Annotated in this window: 16 protein-coding genes; 14 read left to right on the top strand and 2 right to left on the bottom strand. The window is 73.9% G+C overall.

The annotated features are described in order from the left end of the window. Positions 1 to 244: 244 nt before the first annotated feature. Positions 245 to 430, bottom strand: coding sequence for a 50S ribosomal protein L28 (gene rpmB, locus ACZ55U_RS23775; RefSeq protein ID WP_014138233.1), 186 nt, complete (start codon positions 428 to 430; stop codon positions 245 to 247). Positions 431 to 693: 263 nt separating this feature from the next. On the opposite strand from rpmB, the gene ACZ55U_RS23780 reads away from it, so the two are divergent. The 10 genes from ACZ55U_RS23780 to mutM all read left to right on the top strand — a co-directional run bounded on the left by ACZ55U_RS23780 (position 694) and on the right by mutM (position 10,652). Continuing rightward, positions 694 to 2,361 (top strand): DAK2 domain-containing protein, encoded by a 1,668-nt coding sequence (locus ACZ55U_RS23780; protein WP_465528710.1) that lies wholly within the window; start codon positions 694 to 696, stop codon positions 2,359 to 2,361. A 42-nt stretch (positions 2,362 to 2,403) separates the two neighbouring features. Next, a complete protein-coding gene (gene recG, locus ACZ55U_RS23785; protein WP_465528712.1) occupies positions 2,404 to 4,629 on the top strand; it encodes an ATP-dependent DNA helicase RecG in 2,226 nt (741 codons plus the stop codon). 103 nt (positions 4,630 to 4,732) lie between these two features. Next, positions 4,733 to 5,266 carry a hypothetical protein gene (locus ACZ55U_RS23790; protein WP_465528714.1) on the top strand — a complete coding sequence of 178 codons (534 nt, stop codon included), beginning with the start codon at positions 4,733 to 4,735 and terminating at the stop codon, positions 5,264 to 5,266. 90 nt (positions 5,267 to 5,356) lie between these two features. After that, positions 5,357 to 5,941, top strand: a complete 585-nt coding sequence (rsmD, locus tag ACZ55U_RS23795; protein ID WP_465528716.1) for a 16S rRNA (guanine(966)-N(2))-methyltransferase RsmD — start codon at positions 5,357 to 5,359, stop codon at positions 5,939 to 5,941. Between the two features lie 49 nt (positions 5,942 to 5,990). Next, the gene (coaD, locus tag ACZ55U_RS23800) at positions 5,991 to 6,482 is read left to right on the top strand and encodes a pantetheine-phosphate adenylyltransferase (protein WP_465528718.1); all 492 of its coding nucleotides are present in this window, start codon (positions 5,991 to 5,993) and stop codon (positions 6,480 to 6,482) included. Between the two features lie 188 nt (positions 6,483 to 6,670). After that, complete coding sequence (locus tag ACZ55U_RS23805; RefSeq protein WP_465528720.1) at positions 6,671 to 7,858, top strand: cell division initiation protein; 1,188 nt, start codon at positions 6,671 to 6,673, stop codon at positions 7,856 to 7,858. A 174-nt stretch (positions 7,859 to 8,032) separates the two neighbouring features. Then, on the top strand, positions 8,033 to 8,677 hold the full coding sequence (locus ACZ55U_RS23810) for a YceD family protein (RefSeq protein WP_465528722.1): 645 nt from the start codon (positions 8,033 to 8,035) through the stop codon (positions 8,675 to 8,677). Positions 8,678 to 8,679: 2 nt separating this feature from the next. Continuing rightward, a complete protein-coding gene (rpmF, locus tag ACZ55U_RS23815; protein ID WP_030056747.1) occupies positions 8,680 to 8,853 on the top strand; it encodes a 50S ribosomal protein L32 in 174 nt (57 codons plus the stop codon). Positions 8,854 to 8,873: 20 nt separating this feature from the next. After that, positions 8,874 to 9,662 (top strand): ribonuclease III, encoded by a 789-nt coding sequence (rnc, locus tag ACZ55U_RS23820; RefSeq protein ID WP_465528724.1) that lies wholly within the window; start codon positions 8,874 to 8,876, stop codon positions 9,660 to 9,662. Positions 9,663 to 9,755: 93 nt separating this feature from the next. After that, entirely contained in the window at positions 9,756 to 10,652 is an 897-nt protein-coding gene (gene mutM, locus ACZ55U_RS23825) for a bifunctional DNA-formamidopyrimidine glycosylase/DNA-(apurinic or apyrimidinic site) lyase (RefSeq protein WP_465528726.1), read from the top strand. On the opposite strand, the gene ACZ55U_RS23830 is transcribed toward mutM, so the two are convergent. Then, positions 10,639 to 11,559, bottom strand: coding sequence for a DMT family protein (locus ACZ55U_RS23830; RefSeq protein ID WP_465528728.1), 921 nt, complete (start codon positions 11,557 to 11,559; stop codon positions 10,639 to 10,641). The two genes, mutM and ACZ55U_RS23830, sit on opposite strands and share 14 nt — an antisense overlap. 318 nt (positions 11,560 to 11,877) lie before the next feature. Between ACZ55U_RS23830 and ACZ55U_RS23835 the strand changes: the two genes are divergently transcribed. The 4 genes from ACZ55U_RS23835 to smc all read left to right on the top strand — a co-directional run bounded on the left by ACZ55U_RS23835 (position 11,878) and on the right by smc (position 18,010). Continuing rightward, positions 11,878 to 13,224 carry a hypothetical protein gene (locus ACZ55U_RS23835; protein ID WP_465528730.1) on the top strand — a complete coding sequence of 449 codons (1,347 nt, stop codon included), beginning with the start codon at positions 11,878 to 11,880 and terminating at the stop codon, positions 13,222 to 13,224. 79 nt (positions 13,225 to 13,303) lie between these two features. Next, complete coding sequence (locus ACZ55U_RS23840) at positions 13,304 to 13,603, top strand: acylphosphatase (protein ID WP_465528732.1); 300 nt, start codon at positions 13,304 to 13,306, stop codon at positions 13,601 to 13,603. 457 nt (positions 13,604 to 14,060) lie between these two features. After that, on the top strand, positions 14,061 to 14,264 hold the full coding sequence (locus ACZ55U_RS23845; protein ID WP_030056753.1) for a hypothetical protein: 204 nt from the start codon (positions 14,061 to 14,063) through the stop codon (positions 14,262 to 14,264). A 155-nt stretch (positions 14,265 to 14,419) separates the two neighbouring features. After that, on the top strand, positions 14,420 to 18,010 hold the full coding sequence (smc, locus tag ACZ55U_RS23850) for a chromosome segregation protein SMC (RefSeq protein ID WP_465528734.1): 3,591 nt from the start codon (positions 14,420 to 14,422) through the stop codon (positions 18,008 to 18,010). The last annotated feature ends 46 nt before the right edge of the window (positions 18,011 to 18,056 follow it).

The raw sequence follows: 18,056 nt of genomic DNA on the forward strand, positions 1-18,056 counted from the left end.
CCAGTCGAGGAGGGGGGATATGTAGGGGAGGGGGTTTTTCCTTCGGGGTGAGGGGTGCACAGCACGCTCTTCAGGGGGGAGGGGGGGGGGGGGGGTGGGGGGGGGAGGGGTTTCCCCCCCCCCCCCCCCCCCCCCCCCACCACCGGTGAGCCCGGAAAGCGGCGTAGCCGGTCACGGAAACAGCGAAGCCGGCCCATCCGAGGATGAACCGGCTCACTGGAGGACCGGCATGCCGGTCTGCGCGTCAGCGCGAGACCTTACCGGCCTTGATGCACGAGGTGCAGACGTTGAGCCGCTTCGGCGTCCGCCCAATCACAGCGCGCACCGTCTGGATGTTGGGGTTCCAACGACGGGGGGTACGGCGGTGAGAGTGGGAGATGCTGTTGCCGAAGCCCGGCCCCTTGCCGCAGACGTCGCAGTTGGCAGCCACAGGAGTCACTCCAAGACTTCAGATCAGATACTTTCGAAAACCCCGCTCAACCACCAGAACACTCGCGTGAACCAGACCGGACAAGGGGGTGAGCCTGGACGGTTCCAGGCAACCGGAAGAGCATACAACGCTTGCTTCCGTCCCACGAAACTACCACGACCGGCCGAGTGATCGCTCCGGCCGCCGGACCGGCCGGCCCTCCCCGGCCCCCGATAACCTGCCGGTATCACCCCCGCCGCCGCAACCGAACGAGTTGCCGCCCCATGGGCCATGTCGGCGTCCCACCCGGAGGAGACCTGGTGCTGCACACGCTCGACGCACCGGCCGTGCGCACCTGGTGCCAGCTCGCCCTGCGCGCGCTCGGCCAGGCCCGCGAGGAGATCGACGCGCTCAACGTCTATCCCGTCCCGGACGGCGACACCGGCACCAACCTCTACCTGACCGTCGAGTCCGCCGCCGCCGAGGTGGAGAGCCGCTTCACCGACCCCGCCGCCGAGCCGGCCCCCGGGCTGGCCGACACCGTCCGGGCGATGGCCCGCGGCGCGCTGGTCGGTGCCCGCGGCAACTCCGGGGTGATCCTCGCCCAGTGGCTGCGCGGCACCGCCGAGACGCTCGCCGAGGGCGGCGGCGCCGAACAGCTGCGGGCCGCCCTGCAACGGGCCGCCGAATCCGCCTACCAGGCCGTCGCGGAGCCCGTCGAGGGCACCCTGCTGACCGTCGCCCGGGTCGCCGCCCGGGAGGCCGTCCGGGCCGGGGACGGGCTCGCGCAGGTCGCCGACACCGCCTACCGGGCCGCCCGGGACGCGCTGCGGCACACCCCCGAGCAGCTCGCCGTGCTGGCCGAGAACGGCGTGGTGGACGCCGGCGGGCGCGGCCTGGTGGCCGTCCTCGGCGCGCTCGCCGACGCCGTCGCCGGGCAGCAGCCGATGGGACCGGTCGCACTGCGCGGGGACGTCCGGGCGGCGGAGCACTGCGAGGCCCACCTGCGGCCGCCCGGCCCCGGCCACCCCGCCTTCGAGGTCATCTACCTGCTCGACGCCCCGGACGAGGCGCTGCCCGCCCTGCGCGAGCGGCTCGGCGCGCTCGGCGACTCGCTGGTGATCGGCGGCGGCGACGGCCTGTGGAACGTGCACGTCCACGTGGACGACGCGGGCGCCGCCGTGGAGGCCGGGGTCGAGGCCGGACGCCCGCACCAGATCCGGATCACCCACTTCGCCGAGGCCGCCGCCCGGGCCGGCACCACCGCCGAACGCGGCGAGCGCGAGGAACGGGCCCGCGCGGTGCTGTCGGTGGTCTCCGGCGACGGCCTGGCCGAGCTCTGCGAACAGGCCGGCGCCGTCGTCCTGCACGCCGACCCGGACCGCCCGCCGGCCAGCGCCGAACTCGCCGCCGCGGTGCGCCGCTCGGCCGCCCGCGAGGTCGTCCTGCTGCTCAACGACCCCGAACTGCGCGCCGCCGCCGGGGCCGCCGCCGACCAGCTGCGCGAGGAGGGGGTGCGGATCGCCGTGCTGCCCACCCGCTCGCCGGTGCAGGGGCTGGCGGCCCTCGCGGTGCACGAGGGCTCCCGCCGCTTCGACGAGGACGTGGTCGCCATGACCTCCGCCGCCGGAGCCACCCGGTACGCCGAACTCGCCGTCGCCGAGGGGGAGTCCTGGACGATGGCCGGGGTCTGCCAGGCCGGGGACGTGCTCGGGCTGATCGACGGCGACGTCGCGGTGATCGGCACCGGGCTGGCCGAGGTCGGCGAGAGCGTGCTGGACCGGATGCTCGGCGCCGGCGGCGAACTCGTCACCCTGATCCTCGGCGGCGGCACCGACGCGGCGCTCGCCGAACGGCTGGTCGCCCACGTCCGGCACCGCCGGCCCGAGGTGGACGCGGTGGTCTTCCACGGCGGGCAGGAACCGGCGCCGCTGCTCATCGGGGTGGAGTAGGAGGACCCGGTTTGTCCGTGCGGTGGTGTAGACAGGGGCCTGATGGGCGCTCTCGATGAACCACTGACCAAACTCGTCGGCGACCGCACCGCGAAGGTGCTCGCCGACAGCCTCAAGCTGCGCACGGTCGGGGACCTGCTGCACCACTACCCGCGCCGCTACGTCGAACGCGGCCAGCTCACCAGCCTGGACGAGCTGGAGGTCGACGAGCACGTCACCGTGCTGGCCCGGATCGAGAAGGTCACCCTGATCCCGTTCCGCGGCCGCAAGGGCGACCGGCTGGAGGTCGTCGTCACCGACGGCCGCAGCCGGCTCTCGCTGGTCTTCTTCAACCAGGGCTGGCGGCAGAAGGAGCTCAGGGCCGGCGCCCAGGGCCTGTTCGCCGGCAAGGTCGGGGTCTTCAACCGCACCCGCCAGCTGGTCTCGCCGGACTACCAGCTGCTCGACGAGGAAGCGGGCTCGGACGCGGCGGAGCAGTTCGCCGGCCGGCTCATCCCGGTGTACGCCGCCAGTGCCCAGATGCCCAGCTGGAAGCTCTCCATCTGCGTCGAGACCGCCCTCACCAAGCACCTCGGCGACGTCGGCGAACCGCTGCCCGCCGAACTGCGCGAGCGGCACGGCCTGATCCCGCTGCCCGAGGCGCTGGAGCTCATCCACCGCCCGCGCGGCCAGGCCGACCGCGAGCGCGCCCAGAGCCGGCTGCGCTGGGACGAGGCCTTCGTGCTCCAGGTCGCCCTGGCCCAGCGCCGGGCCGCCGACTCCGCGCTGCCGGCCAAGCCGCGCGAGGCCCGCGAGGGCGGCCTGCTGGACGCCTTCGACGCCCGGCTGCCGTTCACCCTCACCGAGGGCCAGCGGAAGGTCTCCGCCGAGATCGCCGCCGACCTCGCCACCGAACACCCGATGCACCGCCTCCTCCAGGGCGAGGTCGGCTCCGGCAAGACGCTGGTCGCGCTGCGCGCCATGCTCGCCGTGGTCGACGCGGGCGGCCAGGCCGTGCTGCTGGCGCCCACCGAGGTGCTCGCCCAGCAGCACCACCGCTCGATCGTCGAGATGATGGGGGACCTCGCCGAGGGCGGCATGCTCGGCGGCTCCGACCTCGGCACCCGGGTGGTGCTGCTGACCGGCTCGATGGGCGTCGCCGCCCGCCGCCAGGCGCTGCTCGACATGGCCTGCGGGGACGCCGGGATCGCCATCGGCACCCACGCGCTGATCGAGGACAAGGTCCAGTTCCAGGACCTCGGCCTGGTCGTCGTCGACGAGCAGCACCGCTTCGGCGTCGAGCAGCGGGACGCGCTGCGGGCCAAGGGCGAGCAGCCGCCGCACCTGCTGGTGATGACGGCCACCCCGATCCCGCGCACCGTCGCGATGACGGTCTTCGGGGACCTGGAGACGTCCGTCCTGGACCAGCTGCCGGCCGGCCGCTCGCCGATCTCCACCCACGTCGTCCCGGCGCTGGAGAAGCCCAACTTCCTCACCCGGGCCTGGGAGCGGGTGCGCGAGGAGGTCGCCAAGGGCCACCAGGCGTACGTGGTCTGCCCGCGGATCGGGGACGAGGAGCCGGCCGCCGAGCCGAAGGCCGCGAAGAAGAAGCGCAAGGCGGCCGAGGAGGACTTCGAGGACCTCGCCGACGCCGGCGCCGCGAGCGACGAACGGCGGCCCCCGCTCTCGGTGGTGGAGACGGCCGAGAAGCTGGTCAGGGGGCCGCTCGCCGGGCTGCGGGTGGAGATCCTGCACGGGCGGCTCGCGCCGGAGGCCAAGGACGAGGTGATGCGCCGGTTCGCCGCCGGGGAGGTGGACGTGCTGGTCGCCACCACCGTCATCGAGGTCGGCGTCAACGTCCCCAACTCCACCGTGATGGTCATCATGGACGCCGACCGCTTCGGCGTCTCCCAGCTCCACCAGCTGCGCGGCCGGGTCGGCCGCGGCAGCGCGCCGGGCCTGTGCCTGCTGGTCACCGACATGCCCGGGGCCAGCGCCGCCCGGGCCCGGCTGGACGCGGTGGCCGGCACCCTGGACGGCTTCGAGCTGTCCCGGATCGACCTCGAACAGCGCCGCGAGGGCGACGTGCTGGGCCAGGCGCAGTCCGGGGTGAAGTCCTCGCTCAAGGTGCTCTCGGTGCTGGAGGACGAGGAGGTCATCCTGACCGCCCGCACCGAGGCCACCCGGCTGGTCGCCGAGGACCCGGACCTCGCCGCCCACCCGGAGCTGCGCACCGCGCTGGAGAGCCTGCTCGACGAGGACCGCGCGGCCTACATGGAGAAGGGCTGAGCGGCCCCGGGGCCGCCGGACTGTCAGACCCCCACGAGAGAATGAAGGTGTTCAGGGCGCACCCCCAAGGTGCGTACCTGGCGCGACACTTGGGGGTCATGCCATGGCATTCCGTCATCTCAACGAGCTCCCGCTGGGCGACAAGGTCTTCCGGATCGAACTCGCCAGCGACGACGACCGCGAGGTCACCCTCACCCTGACCGGCTGGCGCGAGGGGGCGGCCGCCGCACCGCTCGCCTCGGGCAAGCTCCGCCTGCCGGTCGAGGACGTCGCCTCGCTGCGGATCGCGCTCAACCGCGCGCTGCGGGCGCTGGCGATCGTCGCCGACGTCTCCGAGCCCATCCCCGACCGCGACGTGCTGCGCGAGCTGTACCCCGGCCACGGCGCCCCCTGGGTGCCGCAGCACGAGGAGGAGCTGGTCCGGCGCTTCCACGACGGTGAGACCGTCGCCCGGATCGCCGCCCGCTTCGGCCGCACGCCCGACTCCGTCCGCACCAAGCTGCGCGAGCTCGGGCACGACCCGCGCCGCCCCGAGTTCTGCCCGCCCGACGGCTGCCTGTCCTGGTCCCGCTACGCCTCGCCGGCGCTGCTCGGCGCGGCCGTCCCGGCCCCCTCGGCGGGCGCCGAGGCGAGCTGAGCCGCACTGCCCGCGGGCCCCGCCGGTACGCCGGGCGGGGCCCGCGCCGTATAGCGTGGTCGGGCAGCGACGAAAGGACCTCCCACCACCATGACCCGCGTGATCGCCGGGGCGGCCGGCGGCCGCCGCCTGGCCGTACCGCCCGGCCGGGGCACCCGCCCGACCTCCGACAAGGCCCGGGAGGCGATGTTCTCCACCCTGGAGGCGCTGCGCGGCACCGTGCACGGGGCCCGGATGCTGGACCTGTTCGGCGGGTCGGGCGCGGTCGGGCTGGAGGCGCTCTCGCGCGGCGCCGAGCACGTCCTGCTGGTGGAGGCGGACGGCCAGGCGGCCCGGGTGATCCGGGAGAACGTCCGGGCGCTGGGCCTGCCGGGCGCCGAGGTGCGGGCCGCCAAGGCGGAGAAGGTGATCGCCGGTCCGGCCCCGGAGAGGCCGTACGACCTGGTGTTCCTGGACCCGCCGTACGCGGTGACGGACGGGGAGCTGCGCGAGATGCTGATCACACTCCTGGCCGGGGGCTGGCTCGCGGAGGACGTACTCGTCACCGTGGAGCGCAGCACCCGGGGCGGCGAGTTCGGTTGGCCCGAGGGGTTCGAGGGGCTGCGCTCCCGCCGTTACGGCGAGGGCACGCTCTGGTACGGTCGCGCCGCCGCCGCGGCCGGCGATCAGGAGTAGCGGGCCGCGGCCCGCAGTAGCCGTCACCCCACGAGGGAGCACACACGTCATGCGCCGAGCCGTCTGTCCCGGTTCGTTCGACCCGATCCACAACGGCCACCTCGACATCATCGAGCGCGCCTCCAAGCTCTACGACGTGGTGCACGTCGCGGTCCTGGTCAACCGGAACAAGCAGGGCATGTTCACCATCGAGGAGCGGATCGGCCTGATCGAGGAGGTCACCGCGGACTTCGGCAACGTGGTGGTCGAGTCGCACCAGGGCCTGCTGGTGGACTTCTGCCGCGAGCGCGGTATCCCGGCGATCGTCAAGGGCCTGCGCGCGGTCAGCGACTTCGACTACGAGTTGCAGATGGCGCACATGAACAACGGCCTGACCGGCGTGGAGACGCTGTTCCTGCCGACCTCGCCGACGTACAGCTTCCTGTCCTCGACGCTGGCCAAGGAGGTCGCCTCGTACGGCGGCGACGTCTCGCACCTGCTGCCGGAGGCGGTGCACGGCCGGCTGGTCGAGCGGATCGCGGAGCGCAGGGCGGCGCAGTAGCCCGCCGGCTGTCCGATTCTGCCGGTTCGTCACCTCATGTCCGTTTCCCGGGCCGCCCGTTCGGCTCGGGGGTTGGGAACCCGCAGGGCAGTGGCCGTACAGTCAGTACTCCCTGCCCTGCGGTGAGGTCCACCGCGTCGGGCCTGCCTCCGCCGGAGCGTCGGCGGCACACGGAAAGACGAAGACCCGTGGACGTGCAGAACAAGGTCGACGAGATCGTGGCGGCGGTCGAGAACGCCCGCTCGATGCCGATGTCGGCCTCCTGCGTGGTGAACCGGGCCGAGCTGATCGGCCTGCTCAACGACCTCAAGGCGGCCCTGCCCGCCGAACTCGCCCAGGCCCAGTCGGTGATGGCCGACCACGAGCAGGTGGTGGCGGGCGCCCAGGCCGAGGCCGAGCGGATCATCCAGGGCGCGCACGCCGAGCGCGGCTCGCTGATCTCGGACACCGAGGTGGTCCGCCGGGCCCAGGCCGAGGCCGACCGGATCCTCGCCGAGGCGCGCGCCGAGGTCGAGGCCAAGCGGGCCGAGGCCGACGACTACGTGGACAGCAAGCTCGCCAACTTCGAGGTCGTGCTGACCAAGACGCTGGGCGCGGTCGGCCGCGGCCGCACCAAGCTGCGCGGCGACTCCAGCGTCTTCGAGACCGAGTCCGGCGGCGAGGGCGACGGCGAGGAGTTCCGTCCGCAGCGGATCAGCCCGAGCCCCGAGGTGGACGAGTACGTCGATGTGAAGCTCGCCACCCTGGAGAACGTGCTCAGCGCCACCCTGGACGCGGTCGGCAAGGGCCGCGACAAGCTGCTCGGCAAGCGGCCGATCGACGAGCTGGGCGCCTACCTGGCCGCCGCCGACCAGGCCCAGCAGGCCAAGGAGCGGGCCGAGGCGGTGGCGGCGGGCTTCGCCGAGGACGCCGAGGGCGGGGACATCGCCTGGTACCGCGAGGAGGTCCCGCAGCAGCAGACCTGGCCCGAGCAGGCCCCGGCCGCGGCCGGCTGGCAGGCCCCCGGCGCCGACCAGTACGCGGCCGCCCAGCAGCCGGGCGGGCAGTACGCCGAGGTGTACGGCGGCGGCTTCGACCCGGCCGGCCAGGGCGACCCGTACAGCACCCAGTGGGGCCAGCAGCAGGGCGGCTACCCGCAGCAGCCGGGCTACCCGCCGCAGCAGGGGGACGGCTACGGGTACGCCCAGCAGCAGCCGGGCTACCCGGCGCAGTCGTACGACGGCTACGCCTACCCGCAGCCGCCCGCCGCCCCGCCGACCGTGCCGCACCAGCAGCAGGGCCAGCAGCAGGGACAGGGCCAGGGCCTGGACGAGACCAGCTTCTTCGACACCAGCATGATCGACATGACCAGGCTGCGGGAGCTCGGCGGCCGCTGAACCGGCCCGGGCGCGACGGCGGGGGAGTCTCCTGACGGGACCGAAGTTGGGCCTGGCGGGAGACTCCGGTAGTCTGACCACTCCGGCCTCCCCATGTCCGGCCGTCGGCTTGCCCTCTCGCAACGCCGACTTGTATGGGGACTCCTCGTTGATTCCTATGGAAGTCAGGACACTGTGAACCGCCTCGACCACCGCGACCCCCTCGTGTTTGACACGCACGAGCTCGGCCGTCGCCCGGGCTCGATGCGCAAGGTGAGCCGGACCCTGGAGGCCCCCGAGGGCCTCGGGATCGTCGACGTGGTCGGGGTTCCGGAGGGAAGCCCGATCGAGCTGGAACTCCGCCTGGAGTCCGTGGTCGAGGGCGTGCTGGTCACCGGCACCGCCGAGGCCCACGTCGAGGGCGAGTGCGTCCGGTGCCTGGAGCCCGTCGAGTTCGACGTCGACGTCGACTTCCAGGAGCTGTACTACTACCCGGAGTCCGACGAGCGCCATCGCGCCGCGACGGCCGGGACCGAGGACCTCGACGAGGACTCGGAAGAAGAGACTTACCGTCTGGAGGGCGACTTCTTCGACCTCCAGCCGGTGCTGCGTGACGCGGTGGTGCTCGCACTGCCGCTGCAGCCGGTGTGCCAGGAAGACTGCCTGGGCCTGTGCTCCGAGTGCGGAGCGCGCCTGAGCGACGACCCGACGCACCACCACGACGCCGCCGACCCCCGGTGGGCGGCTCTGCAGGGACTCTCCGCCGCCCCCGGCGACGAGGGTGACGGGATCAAGACCAGCGACACCCGTGAGGGTCTCGCCGAGAACCAGGAGAAGTAGCCGTGGCTGTTCCGAAGCGGAAGATGTCGCGCAGCAACACGCGCCACCGTCGGTCCAACTGGAAGGCCGTCGTTCCGGCCCTCGTGGCGTGCGACCGCTGCCACGAGCCGAAGCTCGGCCACATCGCGTGCCCGAGCTGCGGCACGTACAACCGTCGCCAGGTCCTCTCGGTCTGATCGGCGGGGTGCACGGATCGATGTCGGACGGTAACTCCACCCGCAAGGCGTCCTCCGCCCCGAAGGGTCCTTCGGGCGGCGGCAAGGCCGGTGGGCCGGCTTCGACCGAATACGACGTCCTGGAAGGGCGCCTCGGGTACACGCTCGAGCGCGCCCTTCTGGTACGTGCCCTGACCCACCGCTCGTACGCGTACGAGAACGGCGGGCTGCCCACCAACGAGCGCCTGGAGTTCCTCGGCGACTCGGTGCTGGGCCTCGTGGTGACCGACACCCTCTACCGCGTCCACCCGGACGTCCCGGAGGGCACGCTCGCCAAACTGCGCGCCGCGGTGGTCAACTCCCGCGCGCTCGCGGACGTCGGCCGCGGCCTGGAGCTCGGCGCGTTCATCCGGCTCGGCAAGGGCGAGGAGGGCACCGGCGGCCGCGACAAGTCGTCGATCCTCGCGGACACCGTCGAGGCCGTGATCGGCGCCATCTACCTGGACCGGGGGCTGGAAGCGGCCACCGAGTTCGTCCACCGGCTGTTCGACCCGCTGATCGAGGAATCCTCTCAGCTGGGCGCCGGCCTGGACTGGAAGACCAGCCTCCAGGAGCTCACCGCCTCGGTGGGCATCGGCGTGCCCGAGTACGTCGTCATGGAGTCCGGTCCGGACCACGAGAAGACCTTCACCGCGGCGGCCCGGGTGGCCGGTGAGGACTTCGGCAGCGGCGTCGGCCGCTCCAAGAAGGAAGCCGAGCAGAAGGCCGCCGAGAGCGCCTGGCGCGCGATCAAGGAGAAGTACGCCGACCGGCTCCCCGCCGGGGCCTGAGCGACGGCCCGACACGCCGGGCCCGCCGCGCAGTAACCTTCACTCCTGCCGATCCGTACCGATGCCGATCCGCCCAGCAGGAGGCGTTCTCCCGTGCCCGAACTCCCCGAGGTCGAGGTCGTCCGCCGTGGTCTGGCCACCTGGGTGGCCGGGCGGACCGTCGCCGACGTCCAGGTGCTGCACCCGCGCGCGGTGCGCCGCCAGCCCGCCGGCGCGGCCGACTTCTCGGCCCGGCTGACCGGCACGACCTTCGGCAGCGCGCAGCGGCGCGGCAAGTACCTGTGGGTGCCGCTGACCGGTGCCGGCGCCGGATTCTCGCTGATCGGCCACCTCGGGATGAGCGGCCAGCTCCTCGTCCAGGACCCGTCCGTCCCCGACGAGACGCACCTGCGGGTCCGGCTGCGCTTCGACGACGGCGGGCGCGAGCTGCGCTTCGTGGACCAGCGGACCTTCGGCGGCCTGGCGGTCGAGGAGGCCGAGGACGGGGACCCGGAGGGCACCCCGGTCTCCATCGCGCACATCGCCCGCGACCCGCTCGACCCGCGCTTCGACGACGCCGCCTTCGTGGCCGCGCTGCGGGCCAGGCGGACCACCGTCAAGCGCGCCCTGCTCGACCAGAGCCTGATCAGCGGCGTCGGCAACATCTACGCCGACGAGGCGCTGTGGCGCTCCCGGCTGCACTACGACCGCCCGACCTCGACGCTCACCCGCCCGCAGGCCCTCCTGCTGCTGGCCAACGCCCGGGACGTGATGACGGCGGCGCTCGCCGTGGGCGGCACCAGCTTCGACAGCCTCTACGTCAACGTGAACGGCGAGAGCGGCTACTTCTCCCGGGACCTCGACGCCTACGGCCGCGCGCAGGAGCCCTGCCGCCGCTGCGGCACCCCGATCCGGAGGGCGGCCTGGATGAACCGCTCCAGCTACTTCTGCCCCCGCTGCCAGCGCGTGCCGCGCCAGGCGAGCGGGGGCCGGAGGGCTACTTCCGGGTGAGCTCGGGCTCCTGCGGGGCCGGCTCCCCGGGCGTGCCGTGGGTGTCCTGGCCGAAGTAGGCGACCCCGACCGCGGAGACCACCGCGAGCAGGAAGCCGACCACGCCCAGCCAGCCCAGGCCGGCCTTGGAGGAGTCGCCGAGCCAGAGCACGCCGGCCGCGCCGGGCAGCACCGTCTCGCCGACCACCAGCGCGGCGGTCGCCCCGTTCACCGAGCCGATCTGGAGCGCCACGGTGTGGATGTACATGCCGCCGAGGCCGCCGACCAGGACGGCGTACAGCGCCGGGTCGGAGAGCAGCGGACCGAGCGCGAACGGCTCGACGCCGTTGAGGATGCGCACCCCGACGCCCAGGGCGCCGAAGCCGAGTCCGGAGAGCAGACCGGCGACGATGGCGCCGTTGGCGCCCATCCGCCGCACCAGCAGGCTGCCGCCGACCAGCAGCACGGTGGTGACGATCAGCAGCGCCCAGTGGAAGGACATCGCCGCGTGGTGCCCTCCCTCCGGCCCGGCCGAGACGGCCAGCAGCACCAGCGCCGAGCAGAGCACGCCGATCGAGGCCCACTCCAGCTGCTTGAGCCGGATGCCCAGCAGCTTGATGCTGAGCACCGCGGTGATCACCAGGTTGGCGCTGATGATGGTCTGGGAGAGGAACAGCGGCAGCAGCCGCGCGGCCAGCGCGCCGAGCCCGAAGCCGATCAGGTCCAGCACCGTGCCGAGGATGAACTCCCAGGTGACGGCGGCCTTCGCGGTCGAGGACAGGCTCGGGCCGCCGTGCTCGGTGGTCGAGGTGGTGGCGCCCTTGGCGGCCTCCTCCCGGGCGGAGCGGCGGGATCCGACGGCCTGGAGGACCGAGCCGGTGCCGTAGCAGGCGGATGCCGCCACGGCGGTGACGAGGCCGATGATCACCGAGCGCTCCGATCGGGAGTTGGGTCAGGAACGGGCTGAGTAAAGAAAGGGCAATGGGACCGGCGGTCCGGGACCACTATGCCCGCTCGCGCGGTACGGTCGGCACGCCCCCGCAGTGCCCCGGCACCGGGCCGTGCCCGCCGGGACGTACGTCCGGGGGCCCCGCGGGGTTCCCGCGCCGGGCCCGTCTCAGGGGAAGCTCGGGGGAACATCATCCCCGAGGAGGGGCGCCACCCCGGCGGACGACGGGGCTCTTGCCGATACCAGTATGCGAAGGGTATGGCGTGCTCCGGGGCCGATCACGGTAGCGTCGGGGGCATGAGAACCCTTGCACGACGTTCCCGGGGCGCCGGGCCGCTTGCCCTGGTGGCGGCGCTGCTCGGGCTGCTGATGCTCCTGCTGGCGCCGGCGGCCTCGGCCGCCGGCGGGCTGAGCGACGCCGCCGCCACGCTGAAGAAGGGGCAGGTCTACGTCGCCCCGGCCATGACCGGCCGCTTCAGCCAGGCCCAGGCCGATGCCCTGACCAAGAAGATCGACAAGGCCGACAAGCCGATCTTCGTCGCGGTCATCCCCGACAAGGCGTTCGCCAAGTCCACCCTCCAGGACCTGCGCACCCTGGTGGGCATCGACGGCGTCTACGCGGTCTGGCACGACGGCACGCTCGACGCCGGCGGCGACCGCGGCGCGATGGGCGCCGGCCAGCCGCAGCGCATCGCCGGCGCGGCCGCCCGGTCGAACGGCGGCGACATCGACGCCACCCTGAACTCCTTCGTCGACCAGGCGGCTCCGCAGACCAAGGGCACCGGGGTCAACCACAGCACCTCGATCGCCTGGGTGGTCATCCCGGTCGTGCTGCTGGCGCTGGCCGGGGCCGGGGTCTTCTTCCTGTTCCGCCGGGCCAAGCAGCGCAAGGAGGCGCAGGCCCGGGCCGAGCTGGAGCAGCTGCGCCGGGTGGTGGACGAGGACATCACCGCCTTCGGCGTCGAGCTGGAGCGGCTCGACTTCAACCCGGCCGCCGCAGACGCCGACGACGCCCAGCGCACCGACTACAGCCAGGCCCTGGACTCGTACGAGAAGTCCAAGCGGCTGATCGACGAGGCCAAGCGGCCGGAGGACGTCAAGCAGGTCACCGAGGCGATCGAGGAGGGCCGCTTCTCGCTGGCCACCCTGGCCGCCCGGCGGGAGAAGCGGCCGCTGCCCGAGCGCCGTCCCCCGTGCTTCATGGACCCGCGCCACGGCCCGTCCGTCAAGGACGTCGACTGGGCCCCGGGCGGCGGCTCCGCCCGTTCCGTGCCGGTCTGCCAGGCCGACGCGGACCGGATGGCGGCGGGCCTGGACCCGGCCGTCCGCACCGTCGACACCGAGCAGGGCCCGCAGCCGTACTGGAACGCAGGCCCGGCGTACGCCCCGTACGCGGGCGGGTACTACAGCGGCTTCGGCGGCGGCGGTCTGCTGCCGGGCCTGCTGGTCGGCACCATGCTCGGCTCGATGATGAGCGGCCCGGCGTACGCGGCCGCGCCGATGATGGGCGGCGGCTACCAGGACCAGTACGAGGGCGGCGACTTCACCGGCGCCGACTTCAACGCCGCCGACTTCGGCGGTGGCGACTTCGGTGGCGGCGGGGACTTCGGCGGGGGCGGCGACTTCGGCGGCGGGGACTGGTGACCCACCCGCCCGCCACACCAGCGGCCCCGCCGGTCCTCCGGCGGGGCCGCTCGCGTTCGCGCGGGTTAGGGTCGGGGGCATGCACGGTCGCGACGCCCACAGTGAGGAACCGGTCCGGGTGACCGCCTGGGTCCGGGGGAAGGTCCAGCAGGTCGGGTTCCGCTGGTGGACCAGGGCACGGGCGCTGGAGATCGGCCTGAGCGGCTACGCGAGCAACCTCGGCGACGGCCGGGTGCAGGTGGTGGCCGAGGGGCTCGCGGCCGACTGCGAGGAGCTGCTGGCCCGGCTGCGCGGCCCCGGCACCCCGGGCAACGTCACCGGTGTCACCGAGATCTGGACGGCGGTCGGCCCCGGGTACGAGGGGTTCGAGATCCGCTGAGCCGCCGGGTTCGCGGACCGCCGCCGACCGCTTGCCCACCCGTCACCGGCCGTCGCCGCCCCGCCGCGCGGGCTCCGGGGAAAAGATCCGGAACTGGCGGTGTCACGAGGTTGCCATCCGGGCAGACTCGTGGTTGACTCCGCATCGAACGATGATCCACGAGCGTGTCGTGGACCCGTCCCGAGGCCCCCCAGGCGTGACGACACCGCCGGGCAGGTGACAGGGGCGCGGTAGCGTGCGGTGATCGTGTTGACCCTTTCCGTCTTTGGTGAGACGCTGGAAGCCCGCGCACACGACCGCGTTTTCCCGGTAGGCGCATGCCCTCGTGAGCCCAGCTCACGGTGGTTGTGCCGTAGTGCCCAGCCAGCACTTCCGGAGGCGCGCCGCGCGTGCGTCCCCCTTCCCCCTAGACCTGTACCGTTCCGGTTCGGTCACTCAGCGTGGAGGACCATTCATCATGGCAAAGGCGCTTCTCGGGTACGTCGGCGGCCCCGACCCGCGAATGCTCTCCGAGATGCGACGGCTCCAGCAGCGCGTCCAGGACCTTGAAGCCCAGCTCCTTCGGATGCAGGCGGAGAACGACGCTCTCACCGCTGTCGCTGACGAGCACTCGCTGCTCAACAGCATCGATCTGGACCAGCGGGAGCCGGCTCTCACCTGAGTCCCGCCCGGTCCTCACAGATCGACGCCGCTGTGCACAGAGCCGCCCCGAAAGGGACGCAGCTTGCAAGGGACGCCCGGATGTGGCGTCCCTTCGTCGTGTCGTGCTCCGGATAGAGTCGGTTCCAGTCGTGAGCGAACGAGGGGACCGGCGGCGTGCACCTGAAGAGTCTGACGCTGCGCGGGTTCAAGTCCTTCGCCTCCGCCACCACGCTGCGCTTCGAGCCCGGCATCACCTGCGTCGTCGGCCCGAACGGCTCCGGCAAGTCCAACGTGGTCGACGCGCTCTCCTGGGTGATGGGCGAGCAGGGGGCCAAGACGCTGCGCGGCGGCAAGATGGAGGACGTCATCTTCGCCGGGACCAGCGGGCGCGCCCCGCTCGGCCGCGCCGAGGTCAGCCTCACCATCGACAACGGTGACGGCGCCCTGCCGATCGACTACTCCGAGGTGACCATCACCCGGACCATGTTCCGCAACGGCGGCAGCGAGTACGCGCTCAACGGCGAGACCTGCCGCCTGCTGGACATCCAGGAGCTGCTCTCCGACTCCGGCATCGGCCGCGAGATGCACGTCATCGTCGGGCAGGGGCAGCTCGACTCCGTCCTGCACGCCGACCCGATGGGCCGGCGCGCCTTCATCGAGGAGGCGGCCGGCGTCCTCAAGCACCGCAAGCGCAAGGAGAAGGCGCTGCGGAAGCTGGACGCGATGCAGGCCAACCTCAACCGGGTCCAGGACCTGGTGTCCGAACTGCGCCGCCAGCTCGGACCGCTCGGCCGCCAGGCCCGGATCGCCCGCCGGGCCGCCGGCATCCAGGCCGACCTGCGGGACGCCCGGCTGCGGCTGCTCGCCGACGACCTGTGCACGCTGCGCCGGGCCGTCGAGGCCGAGGTCGCGGACGAGCTGGCGCTGCGGCTGCGCCGCACCACCGTCGAGCAGGACCTGGCCCGGGCGGTGCGGCGCGAGCGCGCCCTGGAGGCACAGGTCCAGCAGCTCGGGCCGAGCCTGGAGACCGCCCGGCAGACCTGGTACCGGCTCTCCGCGCTCGCCGAGCGCACCCGCGGCACCCTCGGGCTGGCCGAGGCCCGCGCCCGGCACGCCGCCGCCGGGGCACGGGGGGAGGAGCGGCGCGGGCGCGACCCGCAGGAGCTGGAACGGGAGGCCGAGCGGGTCCGCGAGGAGGAGGCCGCGCTGGCCGAGGCGCTGGAGGAGGCCCGGTACGCGCTGGCCGAGGCGGTCGAGCGCAGGGGAGGGCTGGAGCGGGAGCTGGCCGACGAGGAGCGCCGGCTGCGCGATGCCGCCCGGGCCATCGCCGACCGCCGGGAGGGCCTGGCCCGGCTCCAGGGGCAGGCCGCCGCCGCCCGGTCCGAGGCCGCCGCGGCGCAGGCCGAGATCGGGCGGCTCGCCGAGGCCAGGGAGGAGGCGCTGCTGCGCGCCGAGGCCGCGCGGAGCGAGCTGGACGAACTCCAGCGGCAGGTGGACGGCCTGGCCGGGGAGGATGACCGGGTCGAGGCCCGGTACCAGCGGGCGCGGGAGCAACTGGCTCTGGTGGAGCGCGAGTTGGCCGAAGCCCGGGAGGCGGCCGGCGCCGCCGAACGGGAGCGGGCCGGGCTGGTCGCACGGCACGAGGCGCTCTCCCTCGGGCTGCGCCGCAAGGATGGCACCGGCGCGCTGCTGGACGCCGGGGAGCGGCTGGACGGACTGCTCGGCCCGGCGGCCGCGCTGCTGCGGATCGAGGCGGGGTACGAGGTGCCCGTCGCCGCGGCGCTCGGTGCGGCGGCCGACGCGGTGGCCGTCGACTCGCCGTCCGCCGCCGTCGAGGCGCTGCGGCTGCTGCGCGCCGAGGACGCCGGCCGCGCCGCGCTGCTGATCGCCGGCGTCACCGAAGTGGCCGACGTGCCGGGCGAGTTGCCGGAGGGAGCCCGCTGGGCGGCCGAACTGGTCGACGGCCCGGCCGAGTTGCTCGGTGCCGTCCGTCAACTGCTCTCCGGGGTCGCGGTGGTCGCGGACCTGGACCGGGCACTGCGGCTGGTCGCCGCGCTGCCCGGAGTCCGCGCCGTCACCCTCGACGGGGACCGGCTCGGCGCCGGCTTCGCCCAGGGCGGGTCCGGCGGCGCACCGAGCCTGCTGGAGACCCGGGCGGCGGTGGACGAGACGGCCCGGGCGATCGGGGAACTCGCCGCCCGCTGCGCCGAGTCGGCCGAGCGGCTGGCCGAACTCACCGAACGGCGCCGGGAGTCGGCCGCCGAGGTGGAGCAACTGGCCGAGCGGCGGCGGCAGACGGAGAAGGAGCGGGCGGGGACCGCCGGAGCGCTCGGCCGGCTCGGCGGGCAGGCCCGGGCCGCCGCCGGGGAGGCCGAGCGGCTGTCGGCCGCCGTCGCGCGGGCCGAGCAGGGGCTGACCGGGCTGCTCGACGGCGCGCAGGAGCTGGCCGAGCGGCTGGCCGCCGCCGAGCGGTCGGCCCGGGACGGGGAGGACGAGCCGAACACCGCCGAGCAGCAGCGGCTGGCCGAGGCGGCGAGCGCCGCCCGGCAGGCCGAACTGGAGGCCCGGCTCGCCGTGCGCACCCACGAGGAGCGGGTGCGCGCCCTGACCGGCCGGGCCGACCAGCTGGACCGGGCCGCCCGCGCCGAGCGCGAGGCGCGCGCCCGGGCCGCCGAGCGCCGCCGGCGCGCCGAGCACGACGCCTCGGTGGCGAACGCGGTCGCGTCCGGCGCCCGGCAGCTGCTGGCCTGCCTGGAGGTGTCGCTGGCCCGCGCGGACGCCGGGCGGGCGGCCGTCGAACAGGAGCGCGCCGAGCGCGAGCAGGAGCTGCGCGAGCACCGCGAGCACGGCCGCGGCCTCAAGGAGGAGCTGGACAAGCTGGTCGACGCCGGGCACCGGGACGAGGTGCTGCGGGCGGAGAAGCGGCTGCGGATCGAGCAGCTGGAGGCCCGCGCGCTGGAGGAGTTCGGCATCGACGGCGACGGCCTGCTCGCCTCGTACGGGCCGGACCAGCCCGTCCCGCCGTCCCTCCCGGAGGAGGGCGGCGAGCCCGGGGAGCCGTACCCGTACGTCCGGGCCGAGCAGGAGAAGCGGTTGCGGGCGGCCGAGAAGGCGTACCAGCAGCTCGGCAAGGTCAACCCGCTGGCGCTGGAGGAGTTCGCCGCGCTGGAGGAGCGCCACGCCTTCCTCGGCGAGCAGCTGGACGACCTCAAGCGCAGCCGACGGGACCTGCTGGACATCGTCCGGGACGTGGACCAGCGGGTCGAGCAGCTGTTCACCTCGGCGTACCACGACACCGCCGCCCAGTTCGAGGCCGTCTTCGCCCGGCTCTTCCCGGGCGGGGAGGGCCGGCTGGTGCTGACCGACCCGGAGGACATGCTGGCCACCGGCGTCGAGGTGGAGGCCCGGCCGCCGGGCAAGAAGGTCAAGCGGCTGTCGCTGCTGTCCGGCGGCGAGCGCTCGCTGACCGCGGTGGCGCTGCTGGTGGCGATCTTCAAGGCGCGGCCCAGCCCGTTCTACGTGATGGACGAGGTGGAGGCGGCGCTCGACGAGACCAACCTGCGCCGGCTGATCGGGATCATGGAGGAGCTGCGGGAGAGCTCCCAGCTGATCGTGATCACCCACCAGAAGCTCACCATGGAGTGCGCCGACGCCCTCTACGGCGTGACCATGAAGGGCGACGGCATCTCCCAGGTGATCAGCCAGCGGCTGCGGGACGGGCACCGGGAACGGCGGCCGAGGGCGTCGCACACCGCGTCCGTGTAGGGCGGCTGCGGTCCATCCGGGCTCCGGTCGCGGATACTGGAGCCGT

The sequence above is a fragment of the Kitasatospora sp. NPDC034533 genome, from assembly GCF_055575155.1.